8 protein-coding genes are annotated in these 13,816 nt (G+C 72.6%); 1 reads left to right on the forward strand and 7 read right to left on the reverse strand.

The annotated features are described in order from the left end of the window. Positions 1 to 43 precede the first annotated feature (43 nt). Complete coding sequence (gene groL / locus EBH09_RS22220) at positions 44 to 1,669, forward strand: chaperonin GroEL (RefSeq protein WP_121748717.1); 1,626 nt, start codon at positions 44 to 46, stop codon at positions 1,667 to 1,669. A gap of 209 nt (positions 1,670 to 1,878) precedes the next feature. Here groL and EBH09_RS22225 read toward each other — a convergent pair whose 3' ends face one another. The 7 genes from EBH09_RS22225 to EBH09_RS39820 form a co-directional block, all read right to left on the reverse strand. After that, entirely contained in the window at positions 1,879 to 4,017 is a 2,139-nt protein-coding gene (locus EBH09_RS22225) for a DEAD/DEAH box helicase (protein WP_193776469.1), read from the reverse strand. Then, entirely contained in the window at positions 4,014 to 5,357 is a 1,344-nt protein-coding gene (gene brxD / locus EBH09_RS22230; protein ID WP_121748718.1) for a BREX system ATP-binding protein BrxD, read from the reverse strand. The genes EBH09_RS22225 and brxD overlap by 4 nt, the downstream gene beginning before the upstream one ends. After that, entirely contained in the window at positions 5,354 to 8,080 is a 2,727-nt protein-coding gene (pglZ, locus tag EBH09_RS22235) for a BREX-2 system phosphatase PglZ (RefSeq protein ID WP_121748719.1), read from the reverse strand. Before pglZ ends, brxD begins: the two co-directional genes overlap by 4 nt. Further along, positions 8,080 to 8,205 carry a hypothetical protein gene (locus tag EBH09_RS39815; RefSeq protein WP_274595144.1) on the reverse strand — a complete coding sequence of 42 codons (126 nt, stop codon included), beginning with the start codon at positions 8,203 to 8,205 and terminating at the stop codon, positions 8,080 to 8,082. The genes pglZ and EBH09_RS39815 overlap by 1 nt, the downstream gene beginning before the upstream one ends. Then, a complete protein-coding gene (locus EBH09_RS22240) occupies positions 8,205 to 12,107 on the reverse strand; it encodes a hypothetical protein (protein ID WP_121748720.1) in 3,903 nt (1,300 codons plus the stop codon). Before EBH09_RS22240 ends, EBH09_RS39815 begins: the two co-directional genes overlap by 1 nt. A 162-nt stretch (positions 12,108 to 12,269) precedes the next feature. Further along, positions 12,270 to 12,752: an ATP-binding protein gene (locus tag EBH09_RS22245; RefSeq protein ID WP_121748721.1), complete on the reverse strand. Its 483-nt coding sequence runs from the start codon at positions 12,750 to 12,752 to the stop codon at positions 12,270 to 12,272. Between the two features lie 98 nt (positions 12,753 to 12,850). Then, on the reverse strand, positions 12,851 to 13,816 hold a 966-nt coding region (locus tag EBH09_RS39820), incomplete at its 5' end, for a hypothetical protein (protein ID WP_121748722.1).

The following is a 13,816-nucleotide window of genomic DNA, read 5'->3' on the forward strand; positions in this document are numbered from 1 at the left end:
TGCCGTATAACCCCGAGATTTCCGGAAGAGGGCTCACGCTCCCATGGCGAAGATCCTGAAGTTCGACGAGGACGCCCGTCGCGCCCTCGAGCGCGGCGTCAACAAGCTCGCCGACACGGTGAAGGTGACGATCGGCCCCAAGGGCCGCAACGTCGTCATCGACAAGAAGTTCGGCGCCCCGACCATCACCAACGACGGTGTCACGATCGCCCGCGAGGTCGAGATCGAGGACCCGTACGAGAACCTCGGCGCCCAGCTGGTGAAGGAGGTGGCGACCAAGACCAACGACATCGCGGGTGACGGCACCACCACCGCCACCGTGCTGGCCCAGGCACTGGTCCGCGAGGGCCTGAAGAACGTCGCCGCCGGCGCCTCCCCGGCGCTGCTCAAGAAGGGCATCGACGCGGCCGTCGCCGCGGTGTCCGAGGACCTCCTCGCCACCGCCCGCCCGATCGACGAGAAGTCCGACATCGCCGCCGTGGCCGCGCTGTCCGCCCAGGACCAGCAGGTCGGCGAGCTGATCGCCGAGGCGATGGACAAGGTCGGCAAGGACGGTGTCATCACCGTCGAGGAGTCCAACACCTTCGGTCTGGAGCTGGACTTCACCGAGGGTATGGCCTTCGACAAGGGCTACCTGTCGCCGTACTTCGTGACGGACCAGGAGCGCATGGAGGCCGTCCTCGAGGACCCGTACATCCTCATCAACCAGGGCAAGATCTCCTCCATCGCGGACATGCTGCCGCTGCTGGAGAAGGTCATCCAGGCCAACGCCTCGAAGCCGCTGCTGATCATCGCCGAGGACCTGGAGGGCGAGGCGCTCTCCACCCTCGTCGTGAACAAGATCCGCGGCACCTTCAACGCGGTGGCCGTCAAGGCTCCCGGCTTCGGCGACCGCCGCAAGGCGATGCTGCAGGACATGGCCGTCCTCACCGGCGCCACGGTCATCTCCGAGGAGGTCGGCCTCAAGCTCGACCAGGTCGGCCTCGAGGTGCTCGGCACCGCCCGTCGCATCACCGTCACCAAGGACGACACCACGATCGTCGACGGTGCCGGCAAGCGTGACGAGGTCCAGGGCCGCATCGCCCAGATCAAGGCCGAGATCGAGAACACGGACTCCGACTGGGACCGCGAGAAGCTCCAGGAGCGCCTCGCGAAGCTGGCCGGCGGCGTGTGCGTGATCAAGGTCGGCGCCGCCACCGAGGTGGAGCTGAAGGAGCGCAAGCACCGTCTGGAGGACGCCATCTCCGCGACCCGCGCCGCGGTCGAGGAGGGCATCGTCTCCGGTGGTGGCTCCGCGCTGGTCCACGCCGTCAAGGTCCTCGAGGGCAACCTCGGCAAGACCGGCGACGAGGCCACCGGTGTCGCGGTCGTCCGCAAGGCCGCCGTCGAGCCGCTGCGCTGGATCGCCGAGAACGCCGGCCTGGAGGGCTACGTCATCACCTCCAAGGTCGCCGAGCTCGACAAGGGCCAGGGCTTCAACGCCGCCACCGGCGAGTACGGCGACCTGGTCAAGGCCGGCGTCATCGACCCGGTGAAGGTCACCCGCTCGGCCCTGGAGAACGCCGCCTCCATCGCGTCCCTCCTCCTGACGACCGAGACCCTGGTCGTCGAGAAGAAGGAAGAGGAAGAGCCGGCCGCCGCGGGCCACGGCCACGGCCACGCCCACTGAGCGCTGCGCTGAGCTGAACCCGGCCGACCGGGCCGACGGTGCCCAGTACCCCTGCGGGGGTGCTGGGCACCGTGCGTTCGTCCGGACACTGGGGCATCGCGACCGAAGGCTTCCGGGAACCGAGCCCGGGCCGCTCCGGCACGTTCTCCGCCGAGCGGGCGCAACAGGACGGTTCTGACCGCGCGCCGGCCGCGGCTGTTTCGGTCCTGTCAGGCACGCCCCATGACGAACCGAACAGGCTCCGTGAGAGCCGTTCGGGCCCCCTCCTCATCCGTCAAGCGCGCCGCGAGGGTGGCCTCCGCCAGGCGCGGAGGCAGGGCTTCGGCGAACTTCAGGCCGCGGACCGCGCCGGGGTCCACCTCGGGCAGAGTGAGACCCGTCCCGGCGTCCGCCACCGCCGCGCGCCATGACTCCGCGGTCACGTCGTCGCGCAGCCGAACGAAGCGGTCGTCTACGAGCCGGTGCCGCAGGACGACGGACGGTAGGGACGCGGCGAGCGTGGCGCTCGCCCGATGTCCGGCGAAGGTCCACCAGCGCACGTCGCTGTCTCCGCGACGGGTGATGACGGTGCCCGCCGGATGCACCACGTCCGCGTGTCTCTCCCGCGCCTCGGCCAGCTTCGCCTCCGCTCTGCGGGTCAGAAGCACGGGCGGATTAAGGCCGAGCAGCACGTCGCGCACGGCGCGGGTCAGAGTGAAGGAGCGGACCCGATGTGCCCCCGAGCCGCTCCACTTGGCGCGTCCGCCCTCGTCCACCGGTTCCACGAAGCAGCGCCTGCGCCGCCAGTCGATGTAGGTCACCAGCCAGCTGCGGCCGGCCAGCAGCAGCTTGCGCGGGCCGTCGGTCTCCTCGGTGAGCAGGTCGGGGTCGGTACGCCCGATCTCCGTCCGCCCGCTGAGCACGGTGAACTCGGGGGGCGCGGTGAACGAGGCCGTCAGGTTCATGAAGTGCCGGTGCCCGAAACGGCGTTCGGCCTCCGGCCCGATGAACAGCGTACCGGAGTCCCGCTCCAGATAGCCCTGCTCCACCAGGTGCCGTACGACTGGCTCGGCGGCGGTGCCGAATGGATCGAGGCCACCCCACCACTCCTGCCACAGATTCTCCCCGACCCGGTGTTCCTGCAGGCAGAGCGCGAGAAGCTGCTGGGCCACGAGGTGCCGTGGCTCGCCCGGCGGTGTCACCGGTTCGACCCACCCACGCGACCAGGCCAGCAGCAGGGCGGCGGCGGCCAGGAAGCCCTCGTCGTCCAGGGCGAGGAAGAGGCAGTTGCGTCGGGTGCCGTGACGCCGCCCGGTGCGGCCGAGGCGCTGCAGGAAGGAAGCCACGGTGGCGGGCGCGTCGAGCTGGATGACACGGTCCAGGTCGCCGACGTCGATACCGAGTTCCAGGGTGCTGGTCGACACGATCACGCAGTCCCGGGCCTCCCCGAATGCCTGCTCGGCCCGCCGCCGTTCGTCGGTGGAAAGCGAGGCGTGGGAGAGGAACGTGGTGACACCTCTGAGCCGGAGCTGCTCACCCAACTCCTCGACGGCCCGCCTGCTCTCGCAGAACACCAGGCGTTTCTCGCCCCGGTGCAGGGCCGCGATCACGGTCGCCGCGTTGGCCACCGATCCGACGTAGTCCAGCTCGACATCACCCGGCGGCGGGCTTCCCGTGGCCGTTCCCTCCCGGGCCGGCAGGGCCACACCGGGGGCGACGACCCGTCCGGGCCGTTTGCCGAGCCCGGATCCCTGGAGCCAGTCGAGCAGCTCTCGCGGGTTGCCGACGGTGGCGGACAACCCGACGCGCTGAACCGGCCGTCCGACGAGCCTCTGGAGCCGCTCCAGTACGGCGAGCAGATGCCAGCCCCGGTCGTCGCCCGCGAAGGCGTGCACCTCGTCGACCACGACACTGTGCAGCCCGGAGAAGAACGCCCGGTGGTCCACATGAGCGCTGACGAGCATCGCCTCCAGGGACTCCGGCGTGGTCAGCAGCATGTCCGGACGCTGCGCCAGGATGCGGCGGCGCCTGCTGCTCGCGATGTCGCCGTGCCACAGCTCCGCCGTCCGGCCCACCCAGCCGGTGTACGTCTCCAGCCTCGGGTGCAGGTTGTTCAGCAGCGCCTTGAGTGGCGTGACGTAGAGGATTCCGGTGCCCTTCCACCCCTGCCGCTGGGCGCGGGTCAGCAGTGGGAAGGCGGCGGCCTCGGTCTTGCCGCCGGCCGTGGGCGCCAGCAGCACGGTGTCCTGGCCCGCCAGCAGCGGACCGATGGCCTCCTGCTGCAGCGGCCGCAGGGACCGCCATCCGAGCGTGTTGACGATGTGGTGGGTGAGGATCGGGTCGAGCAGGTCCAGCGCGTCGGTGCTCACGGCAGCTCCAGGCTCACGTCCCCGGCGTTCGCGGCCGCGTTGCGTTCCACCTCGTCCAGTTCCGAGGTCCTCACCGTGAGCGTGTAGTGGGCGCGGGGATCGAAGTCGCCGAACGTGTCGACCCGGTCGAGGACGTCTGCCACCAGCTTGCGCAGATAGAGCCGGGGGGCGATACCGGCCTTGCCGCCCAGCGAGCCGGTGACCGCTCGGGCCAGTTCGTCGAGGTACGCGTCGTCGGCGCGCTCGGCGACCCGCTCCGGGTTGCGGGCCGTGGCCTCGTACACCCGGCGTACCTTGCGGCCCAGCTCGCCGAGGGAGGCGAGGTCGAAGCCGGGCAGGCGGAGCTGGACGGCGCGGGGGGAGTCGAAGCGCGGATCGGTGCCGAAGTCCGTCGCCAGCCGCTGGGCGAGCGGCGCGAGGCGCTGTGCACCCTGCTGCCCGTCGTAGAAGGCCGGGGTGCCCGTGATGACGAGGAACAGTCCCGGGAAGCGGCCGGCGTCGATCTCGTCCAGCAGTTGGCGCAGCGCGTTCAGGGACTTCTCCCGCACGTCACCGCGCACCCGCTGCAGTGTCTCCACCTCGTCCAGGACGAGCAGGAGCCCGGGGTGCCCGCAGTCCCGCAGCACCGTCAGCAGCCCCTGCAGGAAGCCGAGTGCGCCGAAGTGGTCGAGGTCGCCGCGGACTCCGGCGGCCCGTTTGGCGCCGGCTGCCACGGACTTCTGCCCGCCCAGCCATGCGATCAGCGCTTCGGCGCGGGCACCGTCGCCGGCGGCGACCGCCGTGCGGTAGCCGCGGAGCGCTGCCGAGAAGGCGGGGGTGGTGCGGGCCACCTCCGCCAGTCTCAGCTCCAGCAGCTCGTCGACGGCACGGCCCAGAGCGGCTTCGTCGTCCTCGTCCACCTCGCCGGCGGCGATGACCTCCTCCTCCAGCGCGTAGAACCAGGAGTCGATCACCGCGCGCAGCGCGGACGGAGGGTGCGTGGACGTCGTCAGCCGTTCCGTGAGCCGGCGGTAGACGGTCTCCAGGCGGTGCAGCGGGGTCTCCGTCTCGGAGATCTGCACCTCGCTGACGGCCAGCCCGCGGCGCTTGGCCCGCTCGGCGAGCCAGCGCGCGAAGAACGTCTTTCCCGAGCCGTACTCGCCACGCAGCGCGTGGAATGCCGAACCACCGCGGGCGACCGTGGCGAGGTCGTCCTCCAGTGCGTCGGTGAAGCGGTCGAGACCGACGGCGAACAGCCCGAGGCCTTGCTGTGGAACGGTGCCTCGGCGCAGTGCGTCGACGACGTCCCGGGCGCGGGCGGAACTGATCCCGGGGCCGTCGGACGGGGGAGAGGTGTTCACGGTGTGTCACCTTCCGGGAACTGCTGCCGCAGCAGCTCCCTGTCGAGCTGGACGGTGCGTCCGGACTCGATCAGCTGCAGTACGGGGTAGCCGTCGATGTTGAGCAGCCGTTCGAGCATGGTGACGAACCGCTGGGGGTTGCGTTCCGACTTGCCGGTTGCGGACTGGGCGGCCGAGGCCACGGCGGCCGGGGAGAGTTTGCCCCCCGCGCCGAGCAGCGCGTCGAGCGCGGCGGCGACGGCCGTACCGCTCGGCGCGTTCCGCACGAACTCGCGCTGGACCTCGAACGGCTTGCTGCGCACGGTCCGCTCACCGGGCGTGCCGTGCCCCGGCTGTGGGAAGAGCCCTTCCGACTGCGGCTGCCGTGACCGTGCGTCCTTGCCGCGGGGCGCCGGCGCGGGCTCGTGCTGCGCTCTCTCCTGGCCCCCCCGCCACCACTCGGGGGCGGTGTTCTCCGCGGGCAGGGCCGTCCAGCCGGCCGGGATCTCACTGCCCGACGGGACGAACGCCAGAACGGGCACCGTGACTTCGGCGAGCGAGGCACCACCGTGGTAACCCGCCTGACGGGCTGTGTACCGCACGTCCTCGCGCCAGGCGGCGGTGACGCGCCCGCCCTGGGCCAGCACTCGTGGCCCGGACAGTTCGACCTCACCGGGCCGGGCGGGGCCGGTGCGCCACCGGGCCCCCCGCACGCCCTCGGCGGCGGTGGGCCCGGTGTTGCGCGGGCCGCGGTCGACGACGTGGCCGTGGTCGGAGACGAGGAGGACGGGCCGGCCGGCGCCGAGGGCGGCGTCGAGCAGGTCGGTCAGCTTGGCGATGTCCGACGGCCGCCACCGGGCGCGCCCGTTGTCGCGTCCGTCGGCAAGGGCGTCGTCGATCGTGTTGACGATCACTCCGACGACGGTGCGGTCGTCGGCGAGCGCACCGAGCAGTTCGGGCGCGAGCCGGTGTCCGGCCGTCCCTTCGTAGCCGCCTTTGTGGAAGAGGACCGCGTCACGGTGCCGCCTCTTCCAGAAGGCGGCGAACCCTGAGCGCTCGGCGTCCTGGCCGCCCTCGGTGGGGGCGCCGCAGAGCAGCGAGGTCCGGCTGAGCCGGGTGACCGTGGGCAGCATCGCCGCGGCGGCGAGGCGGCCGGGACGGCGGCCCGCCGCGGCGGCGGGGACGATCTCGGTCCAGGTGCGCCGGTCGAGATTGGCGGCGAGTTCGACGGCGACGTCCGCGCTCATGCCGTCCAGGACCAGGACCAGCGGCCGGCCGCCGTCCCGGGCGAGCGGCGCGGCTGCTTCCGTCAGTACGTCCTCGATCAGCAGAGCCCCGTTCGGTGCCTGCTGAGAGGCGCGTTCCGTCCAGGTGGCGAGGAGCGAGGTGAACTGCTCGTCCAGCCGGTGCCGCCGGTCGCGCACCCGGCCGATCAACCGGTGATAGGCGTCCGAGACCTCGCCGTCGCGCGAGACGTCGCCTTCGGCGAGTATCCCCACGGCCAGGTCCGCCCAGCCACCGGACTCCATGTGCTGACGCACGCTCTGGCCGACCGACGTCAGCACGGGCGCCGGGTTGTCGAGCCAGCGCAGCAGACGGACCGCTGTACGGGCCCGCTCGGTTGAGTCCGCGTGCAGTGCGGCGAGCTGGTGGTCGGCCAGCTCCCGCAGGGCGCTCTGGGCCGCGACGGGTCGGCCGTCAAGTGCGGCGGCGACGGCGCGCAGCCTGCTCCGGTACCCGGAGGGCAGCAGCCTGTCCCCGGCCAGCAGGGCGGTCAGACGTGCGCTGTCGGCGAGCTGGTCGGCCCGTTCCAGCACGGACAGGACCCGGACGCCCGCTTCGACGCCGACCGGACCGCCCGCTTCCGCCTGGGCGATCCAGCGCGTCAGCACTCCGGTGGCCGCCGCCGCGAACGGCGTCAGCGCGTCGAAGGAGCCCAGTGCCCGGCCGAAGAGGGTGCCGAGGGCGAACCCGGCGTCCGCCGCCGCCGGACAGGAGAGGGCCGCGGACGCCAGCGCGCCGAGCGGCAGTGCGTCGGCGCCGCGCCCGTCGGCGGCGAGCGCGAGCAGGGTGGGCGCCGCGGGTCCGGCGACCTGCTCCAGCCAGTCGGTCAGTCCGGCACGCTCCTGCTCGTGCAGCTCGGCGAAGCGCATCGGCCCGGTGGGCGTGCGGCTCCACTCGAAAAGGGTGTCGGCGTCCAGGTCCAGGGTCTCGCCGGAGGTGTCACCGAGCCCGACCCGTGCGGCGAGCAGGGCGCGCAGGGCCCGGTCGAGGGTGAGTACGGAGCCGGCCTTCGGCCAGCCGCCCGGCGGTTCGGACTCCAGCAGGGCGTCCAGCAGCCAGGTCTCCCGCACCATGCGGGTGTCGAGGTCGCCGGCGCCGAAGAGCTGCTTGACGATGTCGGTCCGTTCGACGGCCAGCGGACGGCGGCGTACCGCGTGCCCCCGCAGGTCCCAGCCAAGCTGGTCGGCGGGGACGCTGCCGGTGACGACGAGGATGCTGTCCCCGTCGGGGTCGGTCTCGGTGAGATGGCGCCGCCAGGCGTCGGCGATGCCGAGCGGTGAGTCCTGGTCGGTGACGTGGACCCGGCGCTGCCGGTCCTCGACCCGGATGCTGAACTCCCGTTCTTCGCCGCCCGCCCACACGGCGTCCACCAGGACCAGCCGCCGGCCGTCGGCACGAGGCAGCTCCGCCTCCAGCAGTACTTCGACGGCACGCCGCCCGGCGGCCGGCCGTGTCCCCATCAGCGCGCCTCCCCGGCACCCTCGGCGGTGACGGCGCCCGTGGCCGCTCGGGTGGCGTCCGCGAGCCGCGCCGATCGCCGGTGCTTCTCGGCGGTACGCCGCCGCAGGGCCGGTTCCGCCGCCATCAGCGCGTCTCCTCCGTGTCGGCGCCCGTGGTGTCCTCGGCCCGCACCGGCCGCCAGCTGATCTCGACGGCAGTGTCCGGGTGGTCGGCGAGGAAGGCCCGGATGTCGTCCCGTACCCCGGCCAGTTCGCCCGCCAGCAGCTCTTCCAGCGGGGTCGTCCCTGCCCGGGCGACGACCCGGCGCCCCGTTCCGGGCGTCCGTGCGGGCGCTCCGGCCCCGCCCGCCGACCCGGTCGGGGCGGGGGTGGGCTCGGTGGGCGGCGGCACCTCACGGTTCTGCTCCCCCGAGTGGTGTGTGGCCACCTCCGGCTCGTCGATCCGTACGTCCTGGGGGCCGGGCGCGGGCTGCTGCCGCGGGGTGAAGGCGTTCTCCACGGTCAGCGCCGCGTTGATGATCGCGTTGGCCCTCTCACCGGCCTCGCCGAGCACGGGAACCAGCGACCGTTCGAACTCGGAGGCGCGCGCGGCCACGGCGATCTCGTCGAAGAGCCTACGCGCACGGTCACCCACGCCGTCCTCCCGGCCGACCAGGCCCCGCACGTTGGTGAGAGCCGGCCAGGCGGCGTCGTCCAGCGCGTGCAGCACCTCGCCGGCACTGCCCATGGCGGTGCTCAGGTCCCGCTCCGACGCGGTGAACGAGGCGGCTGCCAGCTCCCGCACGAGGGCGGTCGCGTCACCGCCGTGCCGGGTCAGCCGGGCGAGCAGGGCGGCCGCTTCACGCAGGATCACCGCACGGGCGGCGGCTTCACCGGGCGCGCCGAGACCGAGCAGTTCCCCGTGCCGCTCCAGCGAGGCCCGCACGCCGGCCACGTCCTTCTCCCACACCTCCGCCTTGGCCCTGACGTCCTCGGCCAGCCGGTTGACGGTGCGCGCGTACATGGCCGGTTTGGCGGGGACGCCGAACAGCCGCGCCGCGCGCTCCCGCGCCACCGCGTACTCCTCCTCGCCGGGCAGCGGCTGAGCCCGCAGCGACCAGCCCGGACCGATCTCATGCAGGGCGGGCGCCTGCCGCTCCGGGCCGCCCTGATAGACCCAGGCCCGGTCGTCGAGCAGCGCGTACGCGGCGACGAGGAGGTTGCCGGTGAGTTTGTCGAGGCCGCCGTGGCCGAGGTCCTTGGTGATCCAGCCGCGGATGTCCTCGACCGAGAGGTCGCCGCGCTGCTTGTGCGCGGCGGCGATCTGGTTGATCCGGGTGCGCCAGTCCTGCCGCATGACCAGCGGGCCGTCGTGGACGGTGCCCAGTTCCAGCGGCTCCACGATCCGCTTGACGGTCTTCAGGTGGTGGCTGTCGACGTTCTGGGCGCGCCCGCCCTCGTCCATGGCCCGGGTGATCCATTCCAGGGCGGTGCGCAGCTCGCCCGCCGTCACCGCCTTGCGCTGCCCCTTGCCGTCGAGCCCGAAGTCGGGGTGCTTGGGGTACAGGGCGGAGAACATACCGTCGGCCAGGTGCTGCACGTTCGCCTCGAAGCCCTTGCCGCCCTCCTCGCGCGGCTGGGCGTACTCCGGCTGGAGCGACAGCACGTGCCGCCCGTCGGGCACCTCGGGTCCGGGGTTGGCGTCGGTCCGCCCGGCCATGCCGTACACCTCGGCGAGGGCGCCGGTCAATTGGTCGGTGAGGGTGTCGCGGGCCACCTCCAGCTGCCTCCGGACCTTGGCCCGGTCGTCGGGCGGGAAGGTGCCGGTGTAGTCGGTGAGCCGGTCGCGTTCCAGCAGGAAGCCGATCCGCATGAGCCGGCCGAGCTGTGCCTTGCGCTGGTCGGAGAAGAAGTCGGTGAGCCAGACCAGCACTGGTGCGGTGACTCCGGCCTTCTTCAGCTCCTCCACCCGGTGGAAGTCGTCGCTGGGGTAGTGGTCGCCGTCGTCGAAGGGGTAGTCGACGACGAACCGCACGTTGCCCGCGGTCGCCGGGGAGAACTGCTCGTCCGGCAGGTCGGAGCGGTCCCGTACGTTGCCGAAGACGAACTCCGCGACGCGCCGCGTACCCCGCCAGACGATCTCCTTCTCGGCGACGAACTGCCCGTCGCGCACCCCGATCGCCTCCCACAGCCGGTCGCGCAGCCACACCCGGCGCACACCCGCCTTGTCCTCCTCGGCGACCGCGTCGAGCAGCGGTTCGATGTCGAGGTCGGACAGGTGCAGCGAGAACACGGGGTCGGCCTCGCCGTCGGACCGCACCTCGGAGGGGAACGTCGCCTGAAGGTCCCGCATCCGCCGTACGACGACGTCCCCGGCGGGCACGGTCCGCGAGCGCACCGAGCCGTGGTTGAGGGCCGCCAGCCGCGCTCCCGTCAGCCGGCGCAGCGCGGGCACGTCGGGCGCGAGCGCGCCCAGCAGCAGCGTCTTGACGAACCGGTCGTCGGCCAGGAAGTCGGTGTGGGTGTCGGAGCCGTACTTGCCGAGCAGGTGGGTGCGTGCCTTGGCGTAGAACTTCACGGCGGCCTCCGACTCGCGCTTGAGCCGGTCGGTGAAGGCGGCGCCCGTGCCGTCGACGAGCACGTCCCACAGGTCACCGAGGGGGATCAGCCGGCCCACGGCGGCGTCGGCGTTGCGCTGCAGGAGCTGCTGGACGAGCTTCAGACCGGTGCGCTCGCGCTGGAGGGCGCCGGAGAGGGCGACGAGGACGTTGAGGAGTGCCGGGGAGAGCGGATACACGGCCCGGAAGCCGTCCCAGTCGGCGTGCGTGGCACCGCCGCCGTCCAACAGGATGTCCTTGACCTGCTGGTTGGAGCGGTCGATGCCCGCGAAGGCGGTCTCCAGGACCGGCTCCTTGCCGGGCAGCGGCTTCAACACCCGCTCCTTGATGATCTCCGGCAGGTTGCGGTCCTCCAGGTCGACGATCTCGAACCGCTCGTTCAGGTACTCCAACGCCTGTTCCATCGCCTTGACGTCGGCGCCGAGCACGTCGGTGCCGACCAGCTGGGACAGGTCACGCTGCCGGGAGATGAAGGAGACGATCGGCACCGGGCGGTCCGCGTCACCCGACTCGATCAGCTTCACCAGCTTCTGGATCTCGCTGTTGACGAAGGTGCGTTCCTTCATGTGCGCCTGGAGCCACAGCACCAGCTCGTCCAGGAACAGCACCACACCGTCGAAGCCCAGCCCGCGCGCGTGCCGGCTGATGGCCGACAGTCCGTTCTCCAGGGGCACGTACTTGGCCGCGTCGCCGTGCGCGCTCTCGGCGTACGACCGCATCGGCCCGGTGAGCAGGGCGGACACCAGCCGCTCGCGCCGTTCGTCCCCGGCTGGAGCGGCGAAGGCGCCGTCCAGCTCGGAGGAGGTCCACGACCCGCCGGCGCCGATCACCTTCAGCTCGCCGTCCTCGTCGTCGCCACCCGGGGCGTCGGCGGGCAGCAACCCGACGAAGGCGTCGTCCCCGAGCCGCTCCCGCATGCCCCGCGCGTCCGCGAGCATCGCGTCGGAGCGGAACACGGTCGGCGTCGGCGCGTCCGGGTAGCGTTCGCGCACCACCCGCACGTACCCGCCGAGCAGCGCCTCGTCCAGGTTGGCGGCGCCCACCAGGTGGTACGGCACCATGAGGAACCGCTTGCCGCGCAGCCAGTCGTCGTGCTCGGCGACGATCTCCCGCAGGCGGGGCTTGGTGCGCACGGACGGGTCGCCGTTGAGCACCGCGTGCAGCACGGTCAGGAAGTGGCTCTTACCGGCGCCGAAGGAGCCGTGCAGGTAGGCGGCGTACGACGCGTTCTTGCGGACGGCACCGCGCACCAGCTTCAGGGCCTTGCCGAACTGGTCCCGGAGCTGTGGCGTGACGACGTACTCCTCGACGCGCCCGGCAGCCTTCCCGGTGAATCCCTGGGACAGCTCGACCTTGAAATCGCCGGCGTACACGTCCTCCTTGATGTCGAGGACGTCCCTCAGTACGACGCTGTCGCCACCCCTGGCCATATCGCCCGCTCCCGCTCCCCGTAGCCCGCACAAGTCCCTCTTATCCTGCCAGGCTGCCCGGGGGCGCCGGGAGGGAGCGGGAAAGATCCCGGAGGAGAGCGAAGGGCGCGGGGCGGACGCGGGTGGGCGCCGGGCGGGATCTCAGGGGTGCCGGGCGGGATCTCAGGGAACGCGGTGGAGAGAACCGTCAGCCACCAAGGCCCACACGGTCTTCCCCGGCGCGCCCGGACGCTCGGTCACACCCCACGCCTCGGCCAGCGCCGCCACCAGCGTCAGCCCGCGCCCGTCCTCCGCGAGCCCCTGCCCGTCCTCGACGAGCCTCCGTCCGTCCGGCGCGAGCACCGGCCGTCGCTCCCCCCGCACGTCGCTCACCTCCACCAGGAGGCGCCCCGCAGCATCATGGGCCAGCCGCAGCTCGGCATCCCGCCCCGGCACCCGTCCGTGGGTGACAGCGTTGGCCGCCAGCTCGCCCACGACCAGTTCCACGGCATCGTGGACCGGTGTGCGGTACGGCCACCCCCAGCGGTCCAGCTGGTGCGAGGCCAGCCGCCGGGCCAGGCGGGCGCCGCGTGCGGTGGCGCTGAAACGGAGGATGAAGGAGGCGGCGGCCGCGAAGGAGGCGACGCCGGTGAAAGCGGTGGTCATGCCTCGAAGATCCCGCTTCGGGGGCTTGCCTGACCAGGTGCTTCGACCCTACGGCCGTCATCTGTAGCGGTTGGCCCGCCGTCTGTCGGGGTGCTCGGTCACAGCAGCCCGCTCAGCGGCAGGGCCCGCTCACCGAGCCGCCCCCGCAGTCTTCCCCCGGCGGTGTCGGCTTCGGCGAGCCAGTCGGCCGCGACCAGCAGCTCGGCGTGCCCGGCGACGTCCTCGGGCCGCAGCGCACAGAAAGAGGCGACCGCGTCGAGACCGAGACCGGCGCCCTCGGCGCCTTCGACCCGCTCGCCGAGCCGTCCGTCGGGACGGCTGTGGGCGGCGGTGTACACGGCGAGGAGCCGGGTGGCGGCGCCCGCCTTCTTCTTCCGCAGCTTCCGGTCGCCCACCATCCGCTGCGCCCACCCCGACAGCCGCGCGCGGGTGACCTTGCCGAAGGAGAACGGGCGGGGCTCGGTGGGCAGCAGCGAGGGGACGGTGACCAGGGTGGGCTCCTCGGGCCGGGAAGTCAGCGCGTCGTCGGCGGAGACGTCCTCCGGCAGACGCAGCCAGCCGACGTCGACGAGCTCCTGGAGCACCCGCTCGGCATCGCCCTGCAGCCAGCCGGTGAGGTCCTGCCCGGTGACGTTCCCGGTACCGGTGCGTGCGGCCCGCAGGGTGAGCATGAGCACCGCGAGCCGCGCCTCCGCCCCGGGCAGCGGGGCGTGGGCCCGGAGGTACTCCAGCACGTCACGGGCGTGTGCGGCCTGGCCCCGGGTCAGCAACCGCTCGATGACCGGCCCGTCCCCGTCCACCGCGATGCCGAGGCGGTTGGCGTTCATCTCGCGGGTGGTCCGCGCCGCCGCCTCTGCCCGCTCCGCCTCCTCCCGCAGGGACGCGTCGCCGGTGACGTCGGCCCACAACGCGAAGGCGCGGGCCTTGCGGTCGTGGAGTTCGGCGAGGACGGCGAGGTCCGGCTCGGGGCGCCGCTGATACGCGCGGAACGCGTCCCCGAGTTCGGTCAGCTCCAGGCGCAGCACGTCGGGCTGGAGGTCGTCCGGCACGATCCGCTGCCCGAT

Origin of the sequence: Streptomyces sp. E2N166 (genome assembly GCF_003671715.1) — a bacterium.
Classification (GTDB): Bacteria; Actinomycetota; Actinomycetes; order Streptomycetales; family Streptomycetaceae; genus Streptomyces; species Streptomyces thinghirensis.